The organism is Mesorhizobium newzealandense, from assembly GCF_042682145.1.
Classification (GTDB): domain Bacteria; phylum Pseudomonadota; class Alphaproteobacteria; order Rhizobiales; family Rhizobiaceae; genus Mesorhizobium; species Mesorhizobium newzealandense.
The window spans coordinates 137,620-161,935 of sequence record NZ_JBHUGZ010000030.1 but is presented as its reverse complement, the minus strand read 5'-3'; the positions used below and the strand labels follow the sequence as shown (position 1 = coordinate 161,935).

Genomic DNA, 24,316 nt, shown 5'->3' with positions numbered 1-24,316 from the left:
ATCAACCCCCGAGATTTGCTTCGGTATTCGAAATTGTCTTGCTATTGCCCTGGACCGGCTCCGACGACGCGACCGGCTTGCTCTTCTCGACCGGGAACATCGTATAGGACAGAGTGATTGTCTTCACGTCCTTCAGCTCCGGTACGTTCACGATATCGGGATCCACGTAGAACACGACCGGCATGTCCAGCGTCTCGCCGGGCTTCAGCGTCGTATCGGTGAAGCAGAAGCACTCGACCTTGTTGAAGTAGGGACCCGCCAGTTCCGGCTGCACGTTGAAGGTGGCGCGGCCGGTCACAGGGCGATTGAACTTGTTGGTGGCCTGATAGTGCGCCTGCACCGTCTCGCCGATCTTCATCGTCATCGAACGATCGACCGGTTGGAAATCCCACGGCACGCCGGCGATGTTGGCATCGAAACGGACGGTGATCTCACGGTCGAGCACGCGGCCGGCGTACTGCTTCTCGGCACGTTGCGTCGTGCCGCCATAGCCCGTCGCCTGGCAAAACATCTTGTAGAGCGGCACCGCGGCATAGGCCATGCCGATCATGCCGCCGAAGAAGGCCACACAGACGAACGCGACGATGCGGTTTGTGTTTCTCTTCGTTGGGTCGGTGACTGTCGCGCGGCTCATCGTCGTCCTCACATCGATCCGGAGACGTGATGGCCAAACTTCACGATCGTCGCGATGTAGAAAATGATGACCAGCACCGCCAGTGCCAGGCCGATGGCGACAGAACGGTTGCGTCTGGCCTTCCTCTGCCGCTCGGTCAGCGTGACCAGCTCGAGCTTTTCTTCGATCATGGTCATGCTCCACCCATGGCAAGCGCGCGTTCGACGACGCTGTCGGCGAGATAGGCGGCGAAGATGGCGAAGAGATAGAGCAGCGAATAGGCGAACAAGGCCTTGGCCGGCTTCATCACGCGATCGTCGTCGGCCATATCAAGCACCTTCCACGCGTACCAGACAAAACCCAAACCGAGCAGCACGGCGGCGACGCCATAGACCGGTGTGGTGTAGCCCAGCAGCCACGGCAGCACGCCGACCGGCGCCAGCACCAGTGCGTAGGCGAAAATCTGACGGCGGGTCGAGGCATGGCCGGCAACGTTCGGCATCATCGGAATGCCGGCGCGGGCATAATCCTCGGACTTGAACAGCGCCAACGCCCAGAAATGCGGCGGCGTCCACAGGAAGATGATCAGGAACAGGACAAAGCTTTCCAGGCTGACGCTCCCGGTTATCGCAGCCCAGCCGATCACCGGCGGAATGGCCCCGGCGGCGCCGCCTATGACGATGTTCTGCGGCGTCCAGCGCTTCAGCCACATCGTATAGACGACAGCGTAGAAGAAGATGGTGAAGGCCAAAAGCGTCGCCGCCAGCCAGTTGGCGAGCACGCCGAGCGTCATCACCGACAGCACAGACAACACAAGCCCGAAGCCCAGCGCCTCACCGGGAAGGATGCGGCCGGCCGGTACGGGACGACCGGCGGTGCGCGTCATCACCGCATCGATGTCGGCGTCATACCACATGTTGAGCGCACCGGAGGCGCCGGCACCGATGGCGATCGACAGGATCGCGATCACCGCCAGCAGCGGATTGATCGTCACCGGCGCGGCGACCATCCCGACGAAAGCCGTGAACACCACCAGCGACATGACGCGCGGCTTCAGCAGGGCGAAGAAATCGCCCGCCGTCGCTTCCGACATGCGGGAGCCCGCTTCGTCAATGCTGGTTTCGTCGACTAGGGCCATGCGTACTCAAGTCCATCATTCCGTTTGGCCAAAACCGCCGGCAGGCCGGCGGTTTCGATTCCATGGAGGCTGCCGCCTTATTTGATCTTCGGCAGTTGCTCCCACTGGTGGAAAGGCGGCGGCGAAGGCAGCTGCCATTCCAGTGTCGTGGCACCTTCGCCCCACGGATTGGCACCGGCGACGCGCTTCTTCTGGAAAGCCTCGAACACGCCATAGAGGAAGATCGCCACGCCGACGGCCGAGATATACGAGCCGTAGGACGACACCATGTTCCAGCCGGCAAACGCGTCCGGATAGTCGATGGTGCGACGCGGCATGCCGGCAAGGCCGAGGAAATGCTGCGGGAAGAAGATCAGGTTGACGCCGATGAAGGTGACCCAGAAGTGGGTGTTGGCGATGGCAAAGGAATACATGTAGCCGGTCATCTTCGGGAACCAGTAGTACCAGCCTGCGAAGATGGCGAAGACCGCGCCCAGCGACAGCACGTAGTGGAAGTGCGCGATGACGAAATAGGTGTCGTGCAGCGAGCGGTCGAGACCGGCATTGGCCAGTTGGACGCCTGTGACGCCGCCGATGGTGAACAGGAAGATGAAGCCCAGGGCCCACAGCATCGGTGGCTTGAGCGAAATCGACCCGCCCCACATGGTGGCGATCCAGGAGAAGATCTTCACGCCCGTCGGCACCGCGATGACCATCGTGGCGAAGACGAAATAGCGCTGCGTGTCGAGCGACAGGCCGGTCGTATACATGTGGTGCGCCCAGACGATGAAGCCGACCGCGCCGATCGCCACCATCGCGTAGGCCATGCCGAGATAGCCGAACACCGGCTTCTTCGAGAAGGTCGAGACGATGTGGCTGATGATGCCGAAGCCCGGCAGGATCAGAATGTAGACTTCCGGGTGACCGAAGAACCAGAACAGGTGCTGGAACAGGATCGGATCGCCACCGCCGTCGGGTGCAAAGAACGTCGTGCCGAAATTGCGATCGGTGAGCAGCATCGTAATGGCGCCGGCCAGCACCGGAAGCGACAGCAGCAGCAGGAAGGCGGTGACCAGCACCGACCAGGCAAACAGCGGCATCTTGTGCAGCGTCATGCCCGGCGCACGCATGTTGAAGATGGTGGTGATGAAGTTGATGGCGCCAAGGATCGACGAGGCGCCGGCAATGTGGATCGACAGGATCGCCAGATCCATCGCCGGTCCGGGCTGGCCCGAGGTCGACAGCGGCGGATAGAGTGTCCAGCCGCCACCGACGCCATAGGCGCCAGGCGCGCTCGGCATGAACATCGAGCCGAGCAGCAGGATGAAGGCCGGCGGCAGCAGCCAGAAGGAGATGTTGTTCATGCGCGGGAAGGCCATGTCAGGCGCACCGATCATGATCGGCACCATCCAGTTGGCGAAACCGCCGATCAGGGCCGGCATGACCATGAAGAAGATCATGATCAGCGCGTGCGCGGTGGCGAAGGCGTTGTACATGCTCTTGCCGCCGTCGATCGCGGCATCACCGTTCATGCCGTAGACCATCTGCGCGAGGCCGCTGAAAATCTGGATCCCCGGCTCCTGCAGCTCCATGCGAATGGCGACCGACAGGGCACCGCCGACGATGCCGGCGAAGATCGCGAAGATCAGATAGAGCGTGCCGATGTCCTTGTGGTTGGTGGAATACACCCACCGGACCCAGCCGTGATACGGCTTGTGGTCGTGGTCGTCGTGAGCTGCAGCGCCTGCCATGTTCCGCTCCGTTCCCTGATCTTTTCTGGCCGCGGCATCAGTTGCCGGCGGCCGCTACCTTGTTCACGCCATCGACCTCGGCCATCAGCGCCTTGTTGGCGCCGGGCAGGTCGGTCTTGGCTGCTGCCAGCCAGCTGTTGTACTGGGCGTCGGAGACGACGCGGATGGCGATCGGCATGAAGGCATGGTCCTTGCCGCAGAGCTGCGAGCACTGGCCGTAGTAGAGGCCTTCCTTGTCGGCCTTGAACCAGGTCTCGTTGGTCCGCCCGGGAACCGCGTCCATCTTGATGCCAAAGGCAGGCATGGCGAAGGAGTGGATGACGTCCGCCGCGGTCACCAGCACGCGGGTCATGGTGTTGACCGGCACGACCATCTCGTTGTCGACGGCGAGCAGGCGCGGATAGGCCGCGCGGTCTTCCTTGCCGGCCTTGGCCCGGTCTGCTTCCTGCAGGATCGCGGAATTGAAGGAGAGCGTCTTGTCGACCTGGTATTCGTAGTCCCAGTTCCACTGGTTGGCAGTCGCCTTGATCGTCAGCTTGGCGTCTTCCGGCGGCGTGTATTGCGCGGTCAGCAGCTGGAACGAAGGAATGGCGATGCAGAGCAGAATGACGACCGGGCCAACGGTCCAGATCACCTCGATCAGCGTGTTGTGGCTGGTCTTGGAGGGAACCGGGTTCACGCTCGCACGGAATTTGAAGATGCAATAAGCAAGCAGACACAGCACCAGTATGGTGATCGGGACGATGAACCACATCGTGTAGTTCCCGAACCACTCGATCTGCCGCATCATGTCGGTCGCCGGCGCCTGGAAGCCGGTCTCCCAGTCCTTGGGCTGATCGGCATGGGCGGATGCGCCGGCGAAAAACGTGGCAGCGGCAATTGCGCCTGCTAGGAATCTTCTCATCGCCCTCATCGTCTCCCAGTTCCTCGCGGCGTGCCCCACGAGAATAACGAACAATGCCGGGACGGGAATCCCGACAGTCTCAAGGTGGTTCAAACCATACTCTTTTTCCCTCCGCAAGAAAGGAGCGGGCGAAACCGTGCGGCATTTTTGCGCGCAAGCGCAGATGTGCCTTTGAAGGCAACGGCAACGGCCCCGAATCGCGTATGTTCGGCCCACCGCACCATTCCTGCGGGCCGGGCGTGCCGACCGTCGCAATTCGGGCGAAATTGGCAGGGAAAAGCGCCGTATTGGCTTTTTCGGGGCAGACCGGTTGCGGTCTCATCCTTTACTTGGCTTTGGCGCGGCTTAAAGTGCCGTGATTCGCAATGGAGCCGTCATGAACCCCTGGCTTTCGAGACTTGCGCTTTCGAGAATCCTGGCGAAGGTCATCTTTCTCGCCGCCTTGTCCGCAATCGGCCCGTCCGTTATCGGCCTGTCTTTTATGGGCTTGTCCAGCCAGGCCAATGCCGCGCAGCCGAGCGGGACTGTCCGCTCGACGCATGGTGCATGGTCGATCATCTGCGACACGCCGGCCGGCGCCACCTCCGAGCAATGCGTGATGATGCAGAACGTCGTCGCCGAGGACCGGCCCGAGATGGGGCTATCGGTCGTCGTGCTGCGCACCGCCGACAACAAGGCCGAGATCCTGCGCGTGCTGGCACCGCTCGGCGTGCTTTTGCCCAACGGACTCGGCCTCAATGTCGACGGCAAGGACATCGGCCGCGCCTATTTCGTGCGCTGCTTCCAGGACGGCTGCTATGCCGAGGTCATTCTCGAAAAGCCGCTGCTCGACACGCTGAAGACCGGCACGTCGGCCACCTTCATCGTCTTCCAGACCCCGGAAGAAGGCATCGGCATCCCGGTCGACCTCAAGGGTTTCGCCGACGGTTTCGCCGCCCTGCCCTGAGCCTGACTGTTGGCCCTGAAACTGCTCGATCCGGACGATTTCGAGGTCTTCAAGCGAATTCGCCTGGAGGCCTTGCGTGCTTCTCCCGAAGCCTTCGCCAGCAGCGCATCGGATTGGGAAAGTCTCCCTGACGAGGAGTGGCGTCGGCGCCTGACGACCAACCCGGTCGTCGTCAGCTTCCGGGGCGAAGAGCCTGTCGGCATAATGGGCCTGACGCGGCAGCAGGGCAGCAAGATGGCGCACCGCGCCACCATCATCATGGTCTATTTGCGCGACAGCGAGCGTGGCGGCGGACACGCCGCCGCGATGCTCAATCTGCTGCTCGATCATGCCCGCGCATCCGGCATAAGGCAGGTCGAGCTGGCTGTAAGCGCGGAAAATCCCGCCGCCATACGATTTTATCAACGCGAAGGTTTTCACGAAATTGGCTGCATACCTGCGGGCTTTCTTCATGGGGGCCGGGAGATCGACGAAATCGTGATGGCGCGCCGCCTGACATAGGATCTGCCGTGTACCATCGTGAGGATTGCCGAACGGCGCCCTGGCGCCTACATCCGGTAAAACCGCTTATTGAAGGGCCCGCGCCATGAACAGCCTGATCGGCCAATTCGACATTTCAGACGATCGCATCAAGCAGATCGTTGCCGACACCATAAACGGCGCCGATGACGGCGAGCTGTTCCTCGAATACAGCGAGAGCGAAGCGCTGATGTTCGACAACGGCCGGCTGAAGACCGCCAACTTCAACACCGACCAGGGGTTTGGCCTGCGTGCGGTCGCCGGCGAAGCCAGTGGCTATGCCCATTCCAGCGACCTTTCCGAAGCCTCGCTTCTGCGCGCCGCCGACGCCGTTTCAACCGTCAAGGGCGGCTATTCCGGCACGCTGGCCGCGGCGCCCACCCGCACCAACCGCCAACTCTATGGCGACGAGAATCCGATCCCCTCGCCCTCCTTCGAGGCCAAGGCAAAGCTGCTGCAGGAAATCGATGCCTGGCTGCGCGCCGAGGACCCGCGCGTGCGCCAGGTATCAGCGTCGCTGACCTCGTCCTGGCAGCATGTCGAGATCGTGCGCGCCGACGGCCAGGTGGTGCGCGACATCCGCCCGCTGGTCAGGGTCAGTGTTTCGGTCGTCGTCGGCGACGGCGACCGCCAGGAGAGCGGCTCCTACGGCATGGGCGGACGCAAGGCCTTTGGCGATTTCCTTGTCGAGGACAGCTGGAAGCACGCCGCCAAGGAGGCGCTGAGGCAAGCACTGGTCAATCTGGAGGCCATACCCGCGCCGGCTGGCACCTTCGACATCGTCCTGTCCAGCGGCTGGCCGGGCGTCATGCTGCACGAGGCCGTCGGCCATGGGCTGGAAGGCGATTTCAACCGCAAGAAGACCTCAGCCTTCGCCGGCCTGCTGGGCCAGCAGGTCGCCGCCAAGGGCGTGACGGTCGTCGATGACGGCACCATGCCGGAGCGGCGCGGCTCGCTCACCGTCGATGACGAAGGGACACCTTCAGCCCGCAACGTGCTGATCGAGGACGGCAAACTGGTCGGCTACATGCAGGATCGCCAGAATGCCCGGCTGATGGGCATGAAGGCCACCGGCAACGGTCGGCGCGAAGGCTATGCGCACCAGCCGATGCCGCGCATGACCAACACCTTTATGACGGCGGGCGACATGGAACCGGACGAAATCATCGCCTCGGTCAAGAACGGCATCTATGCCGTGTCCTTCGGCGGCGGCCAGGTCGACATCACCTCGGGCAAATTCGTGTTCGGCTGCACCGAGGCCTACATGATCGAGAATGGCAAGGTGACGCAGCCGATCAAGGGCGCCATGCTGATCGGCAACGGGCCGGACGCCATGCACCGCGTTTCCATGATCGGCAATGACATGAAGCTCGACACCGGTATCGGCATGTGCGGCAAGGCCGGACAGGGCGTCCCGGTCGGCGTCGGCCAGCCGCATTTGCGCATGAACCAAATGACGGTGGGTGGCACCAGGGTTTGAGCGTGCCGGGATGTTCCGGTAAAAATCGCCTTCCAAACAATGTTTTCCGGATGCAGCCGACCATGCCCAGATCCAAGGTCGTCATCCTGACAGGCGCCGGCATTTCGGCGGCATCGGCGTCGCAACGTTCCTCGATCCTGACGAGGTCTGGGCCAAAGACGGCGTTTTCCAGCTGAATCCCTGTCGGCACCTTGAAGTGAACACAATCCACATTAGGAAATTGTTAAGTCTTCAACTGCCTGGGCTGCCTTTTGCGCACGGACGCAGCACCAGCTTCCTCGTTGCGGTGGTGGTTTTGGCAATGCGGCATTTCCCCGGCGTCCTGACTTCGTCCTTCCTCCTTGGCTTCGTTTCGTTGATTGGTGCGACATCGCTGCAAGCCAGCCCGGCGGCAGCACAGTCGACATTGTTCAAGTCGCGATCGACGCAATCTTCAACGGAAGGGCTGCGCTCTGCCACCGTTGGTGCAAGCACCAGCGTCCCCTACGGTTGGGTCGATTTCTGCCATCGTCGACCAAAAGAGTGCAAGGTACGCGCTCTGCCGGCCGCGAATGTCAAGCTGACGGCGCAGAACCTACGCATCCTCAAGCGGATAAATCAGAAGGCGAACAGCTCCATCAAACCCGTCAGCAATTTCGATCACTGGGGCACGATGGCGGACCACTGGGATTACCCCGTGGACGGCAAGGGCGACTGCAAGATCTACGCCCTCTACAAGCGCAAGCTTCTTCAGGAGGCGGGATTCCCGCGGCAGGCGCTGCTGATGACCGTGGTGCGCGACCTCGACAATGAAGGCCACACCATCCTGACGGTGAAAACCGACAAGGGCGATCTTGTCCTGGACAATCTGGTCAATGAGATCAGACCTTGGAATGCGACGGGCTATTACTTCCTCAAACGCCAGTCCCAGCAGAATCCAAACACATGGGTGTCGATCAACCAACGGGGCGGCACGTCGAAACGACTGTCGCCAAGCTAATAGGAGCCGAAGCCTACGGCTATCGCCTCTTTTTCGGCTTCTCCAGCAGCGCTACCGCCTCGACATGCGGCGACCACAGGAACTGGTCGATCGGCGTCACGCTTTTCAGGATGTAGCCGCCGTCGAGCAGGATGCGCAGGTCGCGAGCCAGCGTCACTGGATTGCAGGATACGGCCGCGACAAAGGGAACATCCGAGCGTGCGATCTGTTTCGACTGATCCTCGGCGCCGGCGCGTGGCGGATCGAACACTAGACCATCGAAGGCATTCAATTCCTTGAACGTCAGCGGCCGGCGGAACAGGTCGCGGCGTTCGCCCGTCACCCGCTTCAGCCCGGTCGCGAAGCGTGATCCCCGGTCGAGCGCCGAAAGGGCTGCCGCATCGCCCTCCACCGCATGGACTTCCGACTTCGCCGCCAGCCGCAAGGCAAAGCTGCCGCAGCCGGCGAAGAGATCGGTGACCTTCTTGGCACGTTTGAGATGTCCGCCGACGATATCGGCCATGGTCTGTTCGGCGGCCTCGGTTGCCTGCAGAAAGGCGCCCGGTGGCACGGCGACAGCGACGCTGCCGAACATGACGACAGGCTTCCTTGGCTCGATGATGATCTCGTCATCGATCGACAACCTGGCAAATCCCTGAGCCAGGACGAAGTTGGAGGCGACACGACGCTGGTTTTCGCCGAGCTTGCCGGATTCGTGAAGCGCGACATCGAGGCCCGAACCGGTCACGGTGACCGCCAGCCGGAACGATTTGGTGGTGGCGCAGACCAGTTCGGCGAGCGCCTTCAGCCGATCGAGCGCGCTGACGATCTCGGGCAGCGAGATCGGGCATTCCGATATCGAGATGATTTCCGGCGACAGATGGCGATTGAAGCCGAGCAGCATGCCTGTATCGGTGCGCCGCGCGGCGAGCACGACACGGCGGCGCGTGTGCGGCGCGCAGGCGACCAGTTCGCCGATGTCGCAATCGATGCCCTTGCCCTTCAGGGCGTGCACCACCTTTTCGCGTTTCCACTGGCGATAGGCTTCGGCTTCGAAATGCTGGAGGGCGCAACCGCCGCATTCGGTGAAATGGCGGCAGGCGGGATCGATGCGCAGCGGCGAGGCTTCCAGCACCGCCATCAGCGTGGCGCGATCTCTTTCGCGCGCGGCGTTGACGACCTCGCCGGGCAGTGTGAAGGGAATGAACAGATCACCGCTCTCGGTCTCGGCGATGCCGTCGCCCTGGGCGCCGAGTTTCCTGATGCTGAAGCGCGCGCTCATCGATCCTTGATCCCACCGAGCAGGAATTCGCGGTTGCCGTCGCCGCCTTCGATCGGCGACAAATGCATCCCCAGCGAGCGCCAGCCGGGAACGGCGTCCAGCCAATCCTGCAGCAGGCCGGCGACACGGGCGGCATCGTAGGGATCTTTCAACAGGCCGCCCTTGCCAATCGCTTCGCGGCCCGCCTCGAATTGCGGCTTGACCAGAAACATGGCGCCGGCACCAGCCTTCGCGATGGCGAGCGCCGGCGGCAGCGCCAGTTTCAGCGAAATGAAGCTGACATCGGAAACGATGAAATCCGGGACCCGGCCGGCCAGATCGGTGACTGTGAGATCGCGCGCGTTCAGGCCCTCGATGACAGTCACACGCGGATCGTTGCCGATATCGGGATGCATCTGGCCATGCCCGACATCGATGGCGGTGACATGGGCCGCACCGCGCTCGAGCAGGACCTGGGTGAAGCCACCGGTCGAAGCGCCGATGTCGAGTGCTTCGCGGCCGGCGGGATTGAGGCCGAAATGGTCGAGCCCGCCGATTAGCTTGAGCGCCGCGCGCGACACATAGCCTTGCGCCGGATCATCGATGGCGATCAGGCATTGCGGTAAAACGTTCTGGCCGGGCTTGCGCGCGATGACGCCGTCGACGGTCACCGTACCGCGTTCGACCGCGTCGCGAGCGCGCGAGCGGCTGGCAAACAGCCCGCGCTGGACGAGCAGGTCGTCGAGCCGCTGGCGGGCGCTGGCTGGCAAAGGCAAGTTCATCGGCCTTCATGGCGAAAGCTGGTCGCGAAGGCAAGGACATTGGCGCAAGGAACATCGTTGGAAGCCGTGCGAACCCATCATGCCGTTGCGCCGCTTCTCGAGCATCGCATCGAGCCCGGCACAATGCTTGCCGATCGACCATTTCGATGGTCTCTCGACACTTACGACGACCTGCCGCGCGATGGCCGCTGCGTGCGCGCCATGTGGTTCTGAAGCGCGCCGCTTGAACGGGCGACATGCCCTAGAAAATGGTTCGCGAAACCTGGCGATCGACGGCTGGAGACAAGCCATCGTCACGATCCCCCGAAGCCTGCTCGCGTGGAGGCTCGGGCGCAACCGCAGGCGCCGGACCAGGGTCCGGCACGACCAGCTGCGGCACCTGCTTATAGGAAAAGCCGCCGCGGATATCGCCCATCTTGCCGGCGATGATGCCCATGGCCGCCTTTTCAAGGCTGCGATCATAGCGCGTTTCGGCGGTGGCCGGCGCGACGATGGCCGCTGAAAGCGCCACGCCGCACAGAAGCGTTCTCATTGTTGGTTGTCTCCCTGCCTGATCACGGTCTAGCAGGGCGCCGTTGAAAAACGGCCAAGAGACAGGGTAAGCAAAGCGCCAAACGGCAGCCTTAACAAGGCGTTAAGACGTCAAGCCGGCAAACTGATTCAAGCCCTTGAGATTTTGATTCAGGCGCGCTGGGCGCTGGCTGTATGGCCGAGGGCGACGAACACCGTGCGCACGATGCCGGCGGCATCTAGACCCGCATCGGCGTACATCTTCTCCGGCTTGGCGTGGTCGCTGAACGCATCGGGCAGCACCAGGGGGCGCACTTTCAAACCACTTTCCAGCAAGCCCTCATGGGCTAGAAACTGCAGCACGTGGCTGGCGAAGCCGCCGACGGCGCCCTCCTCCACCGTCACCAGAACCTCGTGCGAGCGAGCCAGCCGGCGGATCAGATCCTCGTCGAGCGGCTTGGCGAAACGAGCATCGGCGACCGTGGTGGAAAGCCCGGCCGCGCCAAGCTCCTCGGCGGCGATCAGGCAATCCTGCAGCCGGGTGCCGAAGGACAGGAGGGCGACCTTGCTGCCTTCCCTAACGATACGGCCCTTGCCGATTTCGAGAACCGAGCCACGCTCCGGCATGTCGACGCCGACACCGTTGCCGCGCGGATAGCGGAAGGCGATCGGGCCGTCATCATAGCTCGCCGCGGTGCGCACCATGTGGCGCAGCTCCGCCTCGTCCGCCGCCGCCATCACCACGAAACCCGGCAAGGTTGCCAGGAAGGTGGTGTCGAAGGCGCCGCAATGGGTGGCGCCATCGGCGCCGACGAAGCCGGCGCGGTCGATGGGAAAACGCACCGGCAATTTCTGGATCGCAACGTCGTGGACGACCTGGTCGTAGGCGCGCTGCAGGAAGGTCGAATAGATCGCGGCGAACGGCTTGTAGCCTTCGGTGGCGAGACCGGCGGCGAAGGTCACCGCGTGCTGTTCGGCGATGCCGACATCGAAGGTCCGCGACGGAAACGCTTCGCCGAACAGGTCAAGGCCGGTGCCGCTCGGCATGGCGGCGGTGACGGCGACGATGCGGTCATCCTCACGCCCTTCCTGGACCAGGCTTTCAGCGAACACCTTGGTGTAGGCCGGTGCGTTGGCCGGCGCCTTGGCCTGCGCGCCGGTGATGACGTCGAACTTGTTGACGCCGTGATACTTGTCGGCGGCGGCCTCGGCCGGCGCATAGCCCTTGCCCTTCTGGGTGACGACATGGATCAGCACCGGGCCTTCGCCATTGTCGCGGACATTCTTCAGGACCGGGATCAAATGTTCCAGATTGTGACCGTCGATCGGGCCGATGTGATAGAAGCCGAGCTCCTCGAACAGCGTGCCGCCGGTGACGTAGCCGCGTGCGTGTTCGACCGCCCGCGTGATCGCGCGGTCGGCGCGCTTGCCGAGATAAGACGACAGTTTCTTGCCGAAGTCGCGCAGGCCGACATAGGTCTTGCCCGAGGCCAGACGCGCCAGATAGGCGCTCATCGCGCCGGTCGGCGGCGCGATCGACATGTCGTTGTCGTTGAGAATGACGATGAGCCGGGCATCGAACGCGCCGGCATTGTTCATCGCCTCGTAGGCCATGCCGGCCGACATGGCGCCGTCGCCGATGACGGCGATGACGTTGTTGCGGCCGCCGGAGAGGTCGCGAGCGGCGGCCATGCCGAGGCCGGCCGATATCGATGTCGAGGAATGAGCGGCGCCGAAGGGATCGTACTCGCTCTCGGCGCGGCGGGTGAAGCCGGACAGGCCGCCCTCCTGGCGCAAGGTGCGGATACGGTCGCGGCGGCCGGTCAGGATCTTGTGCGGATAGGCCTGATGGCCGACATCCCAGATCAGCCGGTCATCCGGGGTGTTGAAGACATAGTGCAGCGCCACCGTCAGCTCGACCACGCCAAGACCGGCGCCAAGATGGCCGCCGGTGCGGGATACCGCGTCGATCAGCTCGGCGCGAAGCTCGGATGCCAGTTGCGGCAGTTCGCTCTCGGCAAGCGTGCGCAGGTCGGCCGGGATGCGGACCTTGTCGAGGAGCGGCGTATGTGGCGTTGCGTTCACGGGTAGGCCTGCTCGGGCTTTCTGTTCATGGGCGGGATAGGCCGCCGGCCGGCGAAAGTAAATGCGTGTCAGTGACGCGGATCAGGCTGTGGTTCTAGCTGTTGGGCATGATCTCTTCCGAAAACCGGTTCGGGATCATGCCCTAGCTTTCCGGCAGCGGGATGAATTCTTCCTCATCGCCGGGAACGATATCGAAGCGGCCCGTCTTCCATTCCTGCTTGGCCTGCTCGATGCGCTCCTTCGACGACGAGACGAAATTCCACCAGATGTAACGCTTCGAGCCGAGCGAGGCGCCACCGAACAGCATGAAATGCGCGCCAGTCTGCGACGACACAACGATCTCGTCACCCGGCCGGAACACCAGCAAGCGCTCGGCCGGGAAAACGTCGCCTGAAATCGAGACCTCGCCTTCGAGCGTGTAGATGGCGCGCTCTTCCGCGTCGGCGGGAATCTTTACGCTGGCACCGGGCGCCAGGCGCAGATCGGCATAAAGCGTCTCGGAGTCGGCCCTCACCGGGGACCGCAGCCCCTGGAAATCGCCGATGACGATGCGCCCGCTGACGCCTTCGGCATCGATCTCGGGAAGTCGAAGTGCCGCGGTGTTTTCGAACACCGGGGCCACTTCTTCCTTGCCGTCCGGCAATGCCAGCCATGTCTGCAGGCCCGAGACCGACATCGGCGCGCCACGCAACTCTTCGGGCGTGCGTTCCGAATGAACGATGCCGCGGCCGGCGGTCATCAAATTCACGTCGCCGGGCTGGATGACCATTTCGGTGCCGAGTGAATCGCGATGCCTGATCTTGCCGTCGAACAGGTAGGTCACCGTCGACAGACCGATATGCGGATGCGGACGGACATCGAGCGCCTGGCCGGCGCGCAGGATCGCCGGGCCCATGCGGTCGAAGAAGATGAAGGGCCCGACCAGCCGCCTTTTGGCGGTCGGCAGCGCGCGGCGCACCTGGAAACCGCCAATGTCCTTGGCGTTCGGGATGACCATCAGCTCGATCTGGTCGCTGGCAAAGGCATCGCCGACTTCAGGGTCTTTCCCAGGGAAGAAGCTCATGCACTCTCCTTGTCAGCGGCCGTGCCTACTTGCGTCAGGCAAAACGGACCGCGGCTTTTGCCCGCGCCTTGGCCGCCACCTCTTCGCGATTGCGGGGATGCTGATGGGTTTCGAGGGAATCGAGAAGCTCACGCGCCGATGCCGCGATGGCCTCGACGGCGTGGTCGAACGCGTGCTGGTTCTGTTTCGAGGGCCGTGTCGTTCCGCTCAATTTGCGGACAAACTGAAGCGCGGCGTCGCGCACCTCGTCATGGGTTGCAGGCGGATCAAAATTGAACAGGGTCTTGATGTTTCTGCACATCGTTTCCGAACCTCCTCTTCCTGAAGCCGTTTCAATCGAGACGAATTCCATCCTCGATCATGATCATGTCCAAAAACCGGTGAGGCAAAGACCATCGTTCGGGAGCATGCCTCAGTCGGCGTCGAGCGGCTCCGTTCCAACAGGCTTGCCGTCGCGCGACAGCCTGATCTTCTCGACCTTGTCCTCGGCGGCCTTCAGCAACCGGTCGCAATGTGCCTTCAGCGCCTCGCCGCGCTCGTAGATGCGGATCGATTGGTCGAGCGGCACGTCGCCACGCTCCAGATCATCGACGATCTTCTCCAGCGCGTCGAGTGCCTGTTCGAAGCTCATCGCCATGATGTCTTCGTTGGTCTCACCAGCCATCATTCATCCTTTCATCAGTCGCCCGACATGGGCGGCGACCGAAAATGCCAGTCCCTGCAGATCGTAGCCACCCTCGAGCAGGCTGACGAGCCGGTTGCCGCTGTGGCGCGTGGCGCGCTGCATCAGCTGGCCGGTCGCCCAGTCGAAATCATCCTCAGTCAGGTTGATTTCGGCCAATGGATCGCGGTGATGCGCGTCGAACCCGGCCGAAATGATGATCAGGTCCGGCGCGAAATTGTCGAGCGCCGGCAGGACCCGCGACAGGAAGGCGTCGCGGAAAACCTCGCTGCCGGTCTGCGGCGCCAACGGTGCGTTGACGATGTTGCCGGCGCCGGTCTCGCTCTTTGCCCCGGTGCCGGGATAGAGCGGCATCTGGTGCGTCGAGCAATAGAGCACCGTCGGATCGTCCCAGAAAATATCCTGCGTGCCGTTGCCGTGATGCACGTCCCAGTCGACGACGGCGACGCGCTCGACGCCATGTTTCCTCTGTGCATGGCGCGCCGCGATCGCCGCCGTGTTGAAGAGGCAGAAGCCCATGGCCGTGGTCTTTTCGGCATGGTGGCCGGGCGGCCGGGCGGCGACGAAGACATTGTCGGCGCGGCCTGTGAAAACGTCGTCCACGGCAGCGTTGGCAGCACCAATCGCCGTGATCGCCGCCTGCCAGCTCTTCGGGCTGGCGGTGGTGTCGGCATCGATGCGGGCAATGCCAGTGTCGGGAATGGATGCGCGGACGCGGGCGACGAAATCGGCGGGATGCGCGTAGAGGATGGTGGCCTCGTCGCCCTCCGGCGCCTGGACACGATCGAGCGTGGCAAAAGCCTCGTCGTCGAGCACCCGCTCGATGGCGCGCAAGCGGTCGGGCCGCTCGGGATGGCCGGGCGGCGTGATGTGCTCGAGGAAGATCGGATGGCTGTAGAGACGGGTGGTCATCACCCTAATCTAGTGACCCGGATCGACAAAGGCCATGCGCAGGCGGTTGATGACTGGGGAAAATCACGCCTGCGTCCTTTGGTTTCGCTGCAGGCATTGGCGTCGTCAGCGCTTCGGCGTAAGGTCGTGTCGCTGCCTGGTGCCCGCCGCAAGCGGGAGAATCGGGAACACGGTTAAATTCCGTGGCGTGCCCAACGCTGTGAGGGGGACCGCGCCGGTAAATGCCACTGTCGATGACGGGAAGGCACCGGACGCGGGTTGATCCCGAGCCAGAAGACCGGCCTGGCAGACATCGTCATCCGCATGGTCAGGCGGACGGCATCAGAGCGATGTGCCTCCACTTGCACGCACAAAGTACGCTTTGACAGTTGGAACTGCTGCAATCGCAAGGGGACACGCGATGCCGGAACACATGACCGCTCCAGTTGGCGACGGATTTGACCAGAGTGCGCGCGATGCGGTTTACCACGCCATGTTCACGCGGCGCGACGTCCGCAGTCATTTCCTGCCGACCGCGCTCGACGATGACGTTCTGGCGCGGCTGCTGCTTGCGGCCCATCACGCGCCCTCGGTCGGCTTCATGCAGCCGTGGAACTTCATCGTCATTCGCGACGCCGAGCGACGGCAGAAAGTGCGCGACCTGTTCCTGGCGGCGCGCGAACAGGAGTTGCCAGCCATCGCGGAAGAGCGACAGGCGCTCTACCGCAAGCTCAAGCTGGAAGGCATCTGCGAAAGCGCGCTCAACATCTGCATCACCTGCGACCGGCAGCGCTCGAAGGGTTCGCCGCTGGGGCGCTGGCACAATCCCGAGATGGACCTCTACAGCACGGTCTGCGCGGTGCAGAACTTCTGGCTGGCGGCGCGCGCCGAAGGTGTTGGTGTCGGCTGGGTCAGCATCATCGAGGCGCAAGCGTTGAAAGACCTGCTGTCAATTCCCGAGCATGTGACGCCGGTCGCCTATCTCTGCGTCGGCCGCGTCTCGGAGTTCGCGCCAAAACCGGACCTTGAAACGCATGGCTGGGGACGCCGCTTGCCGCTGCCGGAGCTGATCATGAGCGAGATTTTTTCCGGGCAAGGCGAAGTGCCGCTCAAATCGACCGTAACGCGCCTCAACGCCGTCGGCGCCGCACCGGCGACGGCGGCCGCCGCTGATCAGTGTGTCGCGCCGGCCGTACCCCAGCGCGAGCCGTCGAAGGAGGCCAGCGCCTTGTCCTTGAGCTCGCTGAACTTCGACGACGCCTCGGCCAGCCGGGCGTCCCACTCGGGATCGGGCACCTGGCCCTCGATGGTCCTGAAATAGACCTGCATCAGGCAGGCGATGGCGAAGGGTTCGATGAAGGCGGCCTTGAAGGCCCAGGCGAAGACGATGGCGAGCACGAAGGCCCAGCCGGCGAGTTGCCCGGGCATGAGGAAAAGAATGGCGCCGGCAGGCGCCAGCATCAGCAGGAAGATGACGAAGGACACCCCCCACATGATGACCGCCAGCCAGACGGCGTTCTTGACCATGGTCTGGCCGTTCTGGGCGTAGAGCACGACGCCTTGCCGCGCCGTCTCGAACGGCGAGGCTGAATTGATGCGGATGTTGTAGCCCAGGATGATCTCGTCGACATAGGTCAGAGACAGGCGGATCACCGTGTTGATGAAGGAGACCAGGCCGCCCAAGCCCGGAATTGGCAGGAAGGCGGCGATGCCGCCGATCAGGCCGGTGATGGCGCGGATGGCACCCTTGACCAGCTGGTCGACGACGAAAAGGATGTTGGCCTCGGCAAAACGCCGGGTGACGATGTCCTTGGCGTAGGCAATTTGGTCCTGGCCGTCGGGAATGTCGCGGCCGTCGATCAGATGGACCATGACGGCGATATGGCCGGCCTTGACGACGTAGAGGATGTATTCGCGGATCCAGTAGACGGCGATCGAGACGACGCCGAAACCGACCACGCCGCCCCAAAAGGCAAAGGACAGCGGGCCGTCAGGATCGGTGGAGATATGGCCGACGCCATAGCCAACGGAGGCGCCCGTACCGGTCGCAATGATGTAGGCCAGCGTGATGCCGAAATAGACGATCATGCGAAAGAGAATGAAGGGCCAGGTCCGCGTCATGATGGACACTGACCTGCCGATATCGAAATCCCACATGCCCCGAATCTCCGCTTCAGAGATGGCGCGAGAGGATGCGCTCAAACCGGCTATTGTCAATTGCGGGCAATGGCGCCGAACCGCCTATGTGGATTTCAGTTCGGCTGCGGATCGGGCTTTTTGAGCAGGCCTTCGAGCAGTTGCTTGAACGCCGTCACCACCTTCTTCGACGTCGCTTCGGGGTCGCTCGAATTGGCGATCCGTTGCGCCGCCTGACTGCTCGCCCCGTTGATCAGCCGCGAGGCGGTTTCGGGGTCGAGGCTGGGGACGACAACCCCCTCCTCCTGCAACGTCGTCAGATGGCCGGTCATTGAAGCGATGCACGCATTGGCATTCGGCCATTGTGCCGGATCCCCCAGCACGGCCGGGCCGTCCCGGAACATGATGCGCTGGATTTCCGGCTCCAACGCCATCTCGATATAGGTCGTGCATTCGTCGACGAAATGCTGCCAGCGGGTCGGCGCTCTCGACGCCACTTCGTTCACGTGCGCCGCCATCTCGCCGTCGATTTCGGCGATGACCGCCTGCAGCAATCCCTTCTTGTCGCCGAAGTGATGATAGAGTGCGCCGCGCGTCAGCCCGGCCGAGGCAGTGAAATCATCCATCGAGGCCTGGGCATAGCCGATCGTACCGAAGGCATGGCGGGCCGCCGCGATCAGCTTGGCGCGGGTCTCGGCGATCATTTCCTTGCGAGGTTTGTGCATGGCTTCTGGACCTATTAACATACGCACCGTATGCCAATTGACATACGCGGCGTATGATCTATCTAACAATCATACGCTTCGTATGTAATTGTCGAATCTGCCTTTGTCGAGGAACCGGACCATGCAAAATCCCTATTCGGAAATCTTTCGCGCTCCCGGCGCCAAGGGCTTTGCAAGCGCGGGCTTCATGGCGCGCCTGCCGATCGCCATGGCGCCAATCGGCATCGTGGCGATGCTGTCGCAGACGCGCGGCGAGTACTGGCTGGCCGGCGCCGTTTCCGCGACATTCGCGCTGGCCAACGCTTTCGTGGCGCCGCAAATATCAAGGCTCGTGGATCGCCTTGGCCAAACACGGATCGTCGTGCCAACCACCATCATCTCCGTGCTCGCTTTCGCGGTCCTGATCGCGGCAGCCAATCAGGACTGGCCGGTATGGACGCTGTTCGTCTCGGCACTGCTGGCCGCGGCCATGCCCAGCATACCGGCAATGGTGCGCGCGCGCTGGACCGAGATTTTCCGGGGGCGGCCCCAGATGAACACCGCGTTTGCCTTCGAGTCGGCGGCGGACGAGCTGGTCTACATCGCCGGGGCATCGCTGTCGGTGGGCCTGAGTGCCGCCCTGTTCCCGGAAGCCGGAATGCTCGCGAGCACGCTGTTCCTTGCCCTCGGTTCGGCGGCCTTCATCCTGCAGCGTTCGACCGAGCCGCAAGTGCGGCCGGCGGAACCGGGTTCGCGCGGCTCGGCAATCCGCCTGCGGCCGGTGCAGATCATCACCTTCGCCCTGATCTTCATCGGCGCAACCTTCGCGACGACGGAAGTGAGCACCGTGGCGATCACCAAGGAGCTTGGCCAGCCGGCCGCCGCAAGCCTGGTCATCGGTGTCTACGCGCTGGGGTCGTTCGTGCTCGGCATCATCGTCGGGGCGCTCAACCTGAAAATGGCCCTGCAGCGTCAACTTGCTATCGCCGTCGCCGTCATCGCGCTCACAGCGCTGCCGTTGCTCGCCGCCGACACGGTGCCGCTTCTGGCGCTGGCCGTCTTCGTCAGCGGCGTGGCGATCTCGCCGACCTTCATCACGGCCTTCGGCCTGATCGAACGGCACGTGCCGGAAGCGATGCTGACCGAGGGCATCACCTGGGTGACCACAGGGATCGGCATCGGCATGGCGCTGGGCTCGTTCGCGGCCGGCTCGGTGGTCGACGCGTTCGGTGCGCAGAACGGGTTCTGGGTGTCGGTGGCTTCAGGCACGATCGCGCTGGCCACCGTACTGCTTGGCCAGCGCAGCCTTGCCACGCCAGAGTGCGACCTGGACGGGTGCGAAGCAGCTGCTGTTCCGGCGGAATGATCCCTGAAGCGCCCGGTTTCGAACAGACCGGGCGCTATCCCAGCGGTTGCCCTTCAGAGAATCTCGGTCTTGGCGATATGGATGCCAAAACCCTCAAGACCGACATAGTGGCGTTCGCGCGAAGCGATCAGGTTGATCGACGAAATGCCGAGATCCTTGAGGATCTGTGCGCCGAGACCAATCTCGCGCCACTCGTTCTCACGGCGGCGCGCCTCTTCGTGATCCTCGCGATCGGTCGAAGCCGGCCGCTTGCGTTCCTGATGGGCGACGCCAACCGAGCCCTCCCGCAAATAGACGATGACGCCGCGCCTGCGCTCGCCCATCGCCTTCATGATGCCGTCGAGCCGATGGGTGGTGCCGAAGACATCGGTCACCACATCCTCGGAGTGCAGGCGCACCGGCACCTCCTCGCCGTCGCGGATGTCGCCGAAGACAATGGCGACGTGATGCATGGAGTCCCAGGGCAGCGTGTAGGTGAAGACCTGCGCCTTGCCGCCGAGCGTGTCGATTTCGGAGCAAGCCACGCGTTCGACCAGTGTTTCCTTGCGTTGGCGGTAGGCGATGAGGTCGGCGACCGAAACCTGTTTGAGGCCATGCTCCTCGGCAAAGGCCGAAACCTGCGGGCCGCGCTTGACGGTGCCGTCGTCATTGACCAGTTCCGAAATGACGCCGACCGGCGCCAGGCCGGCGAGCTTGCACAAGTCAACCGCGGCTTCGGTATGGCCCGAGCGCATCAGCACTCCGCCCTCGCGCGCGATCAGCGGGAAGATGTGGCCGGGACGGACGAAATCCGAGCCGCCGACATTGCCGTTGGCGAGATTGCGCACGGTCAGCGTACGGTCCTCGGCCGAGATGCCGGTCGTCGTGCCATGCTTGAAATCGACGCTGACGGTGAAGGCGGTGGTGTGGGCGGAATCATTGTCGGCGACCATCGGCGACAGGTTGAGCCGCTTGGCCTCCTCGCGCGGCATCGGCGTGCAGACGATGCCGGAGGTGTGACGGATGATGAACGCCATCTTCTCCGGCGTGCAATGGACGGCGGCGACGATCAGGTCGCCCTCGTTCTCGCGCCCATCATCGTCCATGACGACGACGATCTCACCGCGTTCAAAAGCGCGCAGGGCTTCGACGATTTTCTTCTGATCGTAAGGCATAGGCGCTCGTTTCACTCGCAGGGGAATAGGGCAGTAAGGGAGTACGGCAGTAAGGCAGTAGGGAAAAGGAAAAATTTGGCTGTCTCGGCGGGCGGCGTGAACATACTGCCCTACTGCCCTACTGCCCTACTGCCCTACTGCCCTACTGCCCTTACCTGTCTGTCCCCGATGACGCAGATAGTGATCGGCGATGGCGCAGGCAACCATCGCCTCGCCGATCGGCACGGCGCGGATGCCGACGCATGGATCGTGACGGCCCTTGGTCATGATCTCGACGTCGTGACCATCCTTGTCGATCGACTTTCGCGGCGTCAGGATCGATGAGGTCGGCTTGACGGCGAAACGGGCGACGATTTCCTGGCCGGTCGAGATGCCGCCGAGGATGCCGCCGGCATTGTTCGACAGGAACACCGGCTTGCCGTCATTGCCCATGCGCATCTCGTCGGCATTCTGTTCGCCTGTGATATGGGCGGCTTCAAAACCGTTGCCGATCTCGACGCCCTTGACGGCGTTGATCGACATCAGGCCGGACGCAATGTCCTGGTCGAGCTTGGCGTAGATCGGTGCGCCGAGGCCTGCCGGAACGCCATCGGCAACGATCTCGATGACCGCGCCGACCGATGAACCCGCCTTGCGGATGCCGTCGAGATACTGCGTGAAGACGGGAACGGAAGCCGGATCGGGGGTGAAGAACGGATTTTCCGCGTCGCCGATGAAATTCCAGTTCCAGTTGGCGCGATCGATCGACTTTTCGCCCATCGACACCAGCGCGCCGCGCACCACCATGCCCGGCACCACCTTGCGGGCCAAGGCTCCGGCCGCCACGCGCGCCGCCGTCTCGCGAGCCGAAGAGCGGCCGCCACCGCGATAATCGCGCACGCCGTATTTGACGTCATAGGTGTAGTCGGCATGGCCGGGCCGGTATTGGCGGGCGATCTCGCCATAGTCCTTCGAGCGCTGGTCGACATTCTCGATCAGCATCGAGACTGGCGTGCCGGTGGTGATCATCGTCTCGCCGTCCTCGTCGAGGATGAAGCCCGACAGCACCCTTACCTCGTCGGGTTCGCGGCGCTGGGTGACGAAGCGTGACTGGCCCGGCCGGCGCTTGTCGAGTTCGGCCTGGATGTCTCGCTGAGTAAAGCGGATGCCGGGCGGACAGCCGTCGACCACGCAGCCGAGTGCGGCGCCGTGGCTTTCACCCCAGGTGGTGACGCGGAAAAGGTGGCCGAACGTGTTGTGAGACATAAAACGACCCTGCCCGGCGTCGGAGCCGGCTTGGCGCATGATCCCGAAAATCGGCGCGATTTCGGAAAGGATCACGCGCAAATCAAAAAGCGCTACAGCGTCCCTTGAGCGTCCAGGAAGACGAGCGGCGCTGCAGCCTGCCTTCTATTGGCGTTTTTCACAGGGGTCAAACTGTGATCTGGCGGATTTAGTTTTGACACATTCGGTTGGTTTCTGCTCTCTTCCATCCGCCAGCCACCGCCTGCCGCCGCCATGCCGGTGCAATGATAACGAGGAACGATAATGCGTACCCTGATTGGCGCCGTCGCCGCCACGCTGCTGCTTTCCACCGCCGCTTTCGCCGGCCAGACCGAAGGCCTGATCAAGAAGATCGACAAGGATGCGCTGACGCTGACGCTCGACGACGGCAAATCCTACAAGCTGAATGCCGAGACAGATCTCGACGCGCTGAAGCCGGGCATGGACATCGTCATCGCCTATGATGAGACCAATGGCGAAAACGTCATCACCGACATGGAACTGCCGGACAGTTCCGCGAATTAGAGCTTCCAACCTGAATTGGATGCGGTGGCGCCGGTTCAGCTTTTTTCGCTGAGCCGCGCTAACCTTTTGTTTTGGGTAATTCCGAACGGAAAACGCTACGCACTTTTCCTGGATTACTCCGGGTGGCCTATAGCCACTCCAGGCTCTTGCCTTCGAGTTTGAGCACGCGGTCCTGCGGGGTTTCCAGGTTCGCTGCCTCGTCCTCTGCCATCCCAAGCACGAAGCGAAACAAGGTCCGCATGACCCCGCCATGGGTCACGCAAATCGTCTGGCGTTCCATCGCGTCGAACCAGGGCTTTACCCGTTCGAGCAGCATCTGGTAACTCTCCGCGCCCTCGCCGGGCGGCTGAAAGTTCCATTTGTCCAGCGCGCGCGTCCGGCGCGCGTCCGGATACCGCGCCTTGAGCTCGGCAAAGGTAAACCCCTGCCAATCGCCGAAATTGACTTCGACCAGGCGAGGATCGGTTCGATAGGCGTCCGGATCGAGCTTCATCGCGGCACGGATGCGCTGCATCGTTTCGCGCGTCCGTCGCATCGGGCTTGCGACGAAATCGAAATCCTGGGGGTTGTGGACGAGTTTGGCCAGCCGTTCGCCGTTGCCGGTCGCCTGTTCGCGGCCAAGCGCATTGATGTCCGTGTCGGCCTGGCCCTGAAGCCGGAACTCGGCGTTCCACGCGGTCTGGCCGTGGCGCACGATGTAAGCCAGCGGGTACATCAGGTCTTCCGGTGCAGGGTCGGGATGGACGACGGTTGGTGGGGTGTTATTCCTTGACCGTCGAAATATCCGGCGCGTCCACCGCCTTCATGCCGACGACGTGGTAGCCCGAATCGACGTGATGCACTTCACCGGTGACGCCGCGCGACAGATCGGACAGGAAATAGACGCCGGAATCACCGACTTCCTCCTGCGTCACCGTCTGCTTCAGCGGCGAATTGTATTCGTTCCACTTCAGGATATAGCGGAAATCGCCGATGCCGGATGCGGCGAGCGTCTTGATCGGGCCGGCCGAGATGGCGTTGACGCGGATCTTCTTGGCGCCGAGATCGACGGCCAGGTAACGCACGCTGGCCTCGAGCGCCGCCTTGGCGACACCCATGACGTTGTAGTGCGGCATCACCTTTTCGGCGCCATAATAGGTCAGCGTCAGCAGAGAGCCACCATTGGTCATCAGCGCTTCGGCGCGCTTGGCAATGGTGGTGAAGGAATAGACCGAAATGTCCATGGTGCGCAGGAAATTATCGCGCGTCGTCTCGACGTAACGGCCGGTCAGCTCGTCCTTGTCGGAAAAAGCGATGGCGTGGACGAGAAAATCAAGCTTGCCCCAATGCTTGGCAACATTGGCGAAAACCTCGTCCAGGCTCGCCGGATCGGTGACGTCGCAATGGCCGGCGATAAAGGCGCCGAGTTCCGCCGCCAGCGGCTCGACACGCTTCTTGAACGCCTCGCCCTGATAGGTGAGCGCGATCTCGGCGCCATGGTCGACGCACGACTTGGCGATGCCATAGGCGATCGATCTGTTGTTGGCGACGCCAAGAATAAGGCCGCGCTTGCCGGCCATAAGGCCCTGTCCACCCGCCATGTGAGCGCTCTCCGCAAGATTCCTGC

Annotated in this window: 27 protein-coding genes, 1 pseudogene and 1 riboswitch; of the genes and pseudogenes, 9 read left to right on the top strand and 19 right to left on the bottom strand. The window is 63.0% G+C overall.

The annotated features are described in order from the left end of the window. Window position 1: 1 nt before the first annotated feature. From ACFSOZ_RS34885 to coxB, 5 genes are all read right to left on the bottom strand, one after another. The gene (locus ACFSOZ_RS34885; RefSeq protein ID WP_379105757.1) at window positions 2–634 is read right to left on the bottom strand and encodes a cytochrome c oxidase assembly protein; all 633 of its coding nucleotides are present in this window, start codon (window positions 632–634) and stop codon (window positions 2–4) included. A gap of 8 nt (window positions 635–642) precedes the next feature. After that, window positions 643–804, bottom strand: coding sequence for a hypothetical protein (locus ACFSOZ_RS34880; RefSeq protein WP_379106651.1), 162 nt, complete (start codon window positions 802–804; stop codon window positions 643–645). Between the two features lie 2 nt (window positions 805–806). Beyond that, a complete protein-coding gene (locus ACFSOZ_RS34875) occupies window positions 807–1,751 on the bottom strand; it encodes a heme o synthase (protein WP_379105755.1) in 945 nt (314 codons plus the stop codon). 77 nt (window positions 1,752–1,828) lie between these two features. Then, the gene (gene ctaD, locus ACFSOZ_RS34870; RefSeq protein WP_379105753.1) at window positions 1,829–3,481 is read right to left on the bottom strand and encodes a cytochrome c oxidase subunit I; all 1,653 of its coding nucleotides are present in this window, start codon (window positions 3,479–3,481) and stop codon (window positions 1,829–1,831) included. A gap of 37 nt (window positions 3,482–3,518) precedes the next feature. Continuing rightward, the gene (coxB, locus tag ACFSOZ_RS34865; protein ID WP_379105751.1) at window positions 3,519–4,385 is read right to left on the bottom strand and encodes a cytochrome c oxidase subunit II; all 867 of its coding nucleotides are present in this window, start codon (window positions 4,383–4,385) and stop codon (window positions 3,519–3,521) included. A 53-nt stretch (window positions 4,386–4,438) separates the two neighbouring features. Here coxB and ACFSOZ_RS34860 point away from each other — a divergent pair, with 53 nt between their 5' ends. The 5 genes from ACFSOZ_RS34860 (at window position 4,439) to ACFSOZ_RS34840 (ending at window position 8,309) form a co-directional block, all read left to right on the top strand. Continuing rightward, window positions 4,439–4,744 carry a hypothetical protein gene (locus tag ACFSOZ_RS34860; protein ID WP_379105748.1) on the top strand — a complete coding sequence of 102 codons (306 nt, stop codon included), beginning with the start codon at window positions 4,439–4,441 and terminating at the stop codon, window positions 4,742–4,744. Window positions 4,745–4,761: 17 nt separating this feature from the next. After that, a complete protein-coding gene (locus tag ACFSOZ_RS34855; RefSeq protein ID WP_379105746.1) occupies window positions 4,762–5,331 on the top strand; it encodes an invasion associated locus B family protein in 570 nt (189 codons plus the stop codon). Window positions 5,332–5,340: 9 nt separating this feature from the next. Next, complete coding sequence (locus ACFSOZ_RS34850; RefSeq protein ID WP_379105743.1) at window positions 5,341–5,832, top strand: GNAT family N-acetyltransferase; 492 nt, start codon at window positions 5,341–5,343, stop codon at window positions 5,830–5,832. A gap of 85 nt (window positions 5,833–5,917) precedes the next feature. Continuing rightward, window positions 5,918–7,330: a metalloprotease TldD gene (tldD, locus tag ACFSOZ_RS34845; RefSeq protein WP_379105740.1), complete on the top strand. Its 1,413-nt coding sequence runs from the start codon at window positions 5,918–5,920 to the stop codon at window positions 7,328–7,330. Window positions 7,331–7,526: 196 nt separating this feature from the next. After that, window positions 7,527–8,309 (top strand): transglutaminase-like cysteine peptidase, encoded by a 783-nt coding sequence (locus ACFSOZ_RS34840; RefSeq protein ID WP_379105738.1) that lies wholly within the window; start codon window positions 7,527–7,529, stop codon window positions 8,307–8,309. A gap of 19 nt (window positions 8,310–8,328) precedes the next feature. Here the strand turns inward: ACFSOZ_RS34840 and ACFSOZ_RS34835 are convergent, their stop codons facing one another. Then, a complete protein-coding gene (locus tag ACFSOZ_RS34835) occupies window positions 8,329–9,570 on the bottom strand; it encodes a class I SAM-dependent RNA methyltransferase (RefSeq protein ID WP_379105736.1) in 1,242 nt (413 codons plus the stop codon). Then, a complete protein-coding gene (locus ACFSOZ_RS34830; protein ID WP_379105734.1) occupies window positions 9,567–10,331 on the bottom strand; it encodes a TlyA family RNA methyltransferase in 765 nt (254 codons plus the stop codon). The genes ACFSOZ_RS34835 and ACFSOZ_RS34830 overlap by 4 nt, the downstream gene beginning before the upstream one ends. A 57-nt stretch (window positions 10,332–10,388) precedes the next feature. Here ACFSOZ_RS34830 and ACFSOZ_RS34825 point away from each other — a divergent pair, with 57 nt between their 5' ends. After that, window positions 10,389–10,544 (top strand): hypothetical protein, encoded by a 156-nt coding sequence (locus tag ACFSOZ_RS34825; RefSeq protein WP_379105732.1) that lies wholly within the window; start codon window positions 10,389–10,391, stop codon window positions 10,542–10,544. A gap of 28 nt (window positions 10,545–10,572) precedes the next feature. Here ACFSOZ_RS34825 and ACFSOZ_RS34820 read toward each other — a convergent pair whose 3' ends face one another. The 6 genes from ACFSOZ_RS34820 to ACFSOZ_RS34795 all read right to left on the bottom strand — a co-directional run bounded on the left by ACFSOZ_RS34820 (window position 10,573) and on the right by ACFSOZ_RS34795 (window position 15,583). Further along, window positions 10,573–10,863, bottom strand: a complete 291-nt coding sequence (locus tag ACFSOZ_RS34820) for a hypothetical protein (RefSeq protein WP_379105730.1) — start codon at window positions 10,861–10,863, stop codon at window positions 10,573–10,575. 149 nt (window positions 10,864–11,012) lie between these two features. Next, complete coding sequence (gene dxs, locus ACFSOZ_RS34815) at window positions 11,013–12,926, bottom strand: 1-deoxy-D-xylulose-5-phosphate synthase (RefSeq protein ID WP_379105728.1); 1,914 nt, start codon at window positions 12,924–12,926, stop codon at window positions 11,013–11,015. 142 nt (window positions 12,927–13,068) lie between these two features. After that, complete coding sequence (locus tag ACFSOZ_RS34810) at window positions 13,069–13,989, bottom strand: pirin family protein (RefSeq protein ID WP_379105726.1); 921 nt, start codon at window positions 13,987–13,989, stop codon at window positions 13,069–13,071. Window positions 13,990–14,023: 34 nt separating this feature from the next. Beyond that, window positions 14,024–14,290: a DUF2277 domain-containing protein gene (locus tag ACFSOZ_RS34805; RefSeq protein WP_379106621.1), complete on the bottom strand. Its 267-nt coding sequence runs from the start codon at window positions 14,288–14,290 to the stop codon at window positions 14,024–14,026. Window positions 14,291–14,401: 111 nt separating this feature from the next. Further along, a complete protein-coding gene (locus ACFSOZ_RS34800) occupies window positions 14,402–14,653 on the bottom strand; it encodes an exodeoxyribonuclease VII small subunit (RefSeq protein WP_379105724.1) in 252 nt (83 codons plus the stop codon). 3 nt (window positions 14,654–14,656) lie between these two features. After that, the gene (locus ACFSOZ_RS34795; protein WP_379105723.1) at window positions 14,657–15,583 is read right to left on the bottom strand and encodes a histone deacetylase family protein; all 927 of its coding nucleotides are present in this window, start codon (window positions 15,581–15,583) and stop codon (window positions 14,657–14,659) included. Between the two features lie 120 nt (window positions 15,584–15,703). Then, window positions 15,704–15,883: riboswitch (cobalamin riboswitch) on the top strand. A gap of 100 nt (window positions 15,884–15,983) precedes the next feature. On the opposite strand from ACFSOZ_RS34795, the pseudogene bluB reads away from it, so the two are divergent. Beyond that, window positions 15,984–16,643 (top strand): annotated as a pseudogene (gene bluB / locus ACFSOZ_RS34790) (5,6-dimethylbenzimidazole synthase); the annotation flags it as partial. A gap of 92 nt (window positions 16,644–16,735) precedes the next feature. On the opposite strand, the gene ACFSOZ_RS34785 reads toward bluB, so the two are convergent. Then, window positions 16,736–17,719: a hypothetical protein gene (locus ACFSOZ_RS34785; protein ID WP_379105722.1), complete on the bottom strand. Its 984-nt coding sequence runs from the start codon at window positions 17,717–17,719 to the stop codon at window positions 16,736–16,738. Window positions 17,720–17,814: 95 nt separating this feature from the next. Further along, a complete protein-coding gene (locus tag ACFSOZ_RS34780; RefSeq protein WP_379106619.1) occupies window positions 17,815–18,423 on the bottom strand; it encodes a TetR/AcrR family transcriptional regulator in 609 nt (202 codons plus the stop codon). A 121-nt stretch (window positions 18,424–18,544) separates the two neighbouring features. On the opposite strand from ACFSOZ_RS34780, the gene ACFSOZ_RS34775 reads away from it, so the two are divergent. After that, window positions 18,545–19,768: an MFS transporter gene (locus ACFSOZ_RS34775; RefSeq protein WP_379105721.1), complete on the top strand. Its 1,224-nt coding sequence runs from the start codon at window positions 18,545–18,547 to the stop codon at window positions 19,766–19,768. 53 nt (window positions 19,769–19,821) lie between these two features. Here the strand turns inward: ACFSOZ_RS34775 and ribB are convergent, their stop codons facing one another. Continuing rightward, on the bottom strand, window positions 19,822–20,922 hold the full coding sequence (ribB, locus tag ACFSOZ_RS34770) for a 3,4-dihydroxy-2-butanone-4-phosphate synthase (protein ID WP_379105720.1): 1,101 nt from the start codon (window positions 20,920–20,922) through the stop codon (window positions 19,822–19,824). A 126-nt stretch (window positions 20,923–21,048) separates the two neighbouring features. Beyond that, window positions 21,049–22,167 carry a chorismate synthase gene (gene aroC / locus ACFSOZ_RS34765; protein WP_379105719.1) on the bottom strand — a complete coding sequence of 373 codons (1,119 nt, stop codon included), beginning with the start codon at window positions 22,165–22,167 and terminating at the stop codon, window positions 21,049–21,051. Between the two features lie 282 nt (window positions 22,168–22,449). Between aroC and ACFSOZ_RS34760 the strand changes: the two genes are divergently transcribed. Further along, window positions 22,450–22,710 (top strand): DUF1344 domain-containing protein, encoded by a 261-nt coding sequence (locus tag ACFSOZ_RS34760; RefSeq protein WP_379105717.1) that lies wholly within the window; start codon window positions 22,450–22,452, stop codon window positions 22,708–22,710. A gap of 127 nt (window positions 22,711–22,837) precedes the next feature. Here ACFSOZ_RS34760 and ACFSOZ_RS34755 read toward each other — a convergent pair whose 3' ends face one another. Both ACFSOZ_RS34755 and fabI read right to left on the bottom strand, forming a co-directional pair. Continuing rightward, a complete protein-coding gene (locus ACFSOZ_RS34755) occupies window positions 22,838–23,425 on the bottom strand; it encodes a histidine phosphatase family protein (protein WP_379105715.1) in 588 nt (195 codons plus the stop codon). Window positions 23,426–23,471: 46 nt separating this feature from the next. Beyond that, window positions 23,472–24,290, bottom strand: coding sequence for an enoyl-ACP reductase FabI (fabI, locus tag ACFSOZ_RS34750; RefSeq protein WP_379105713.1), 819 nt, complete (start codon window positions 24,288–24,290; stop codon window positions 23,472–23,474). Window positions 24,291–24,316 lie beyond the last annotated feature (26 nt).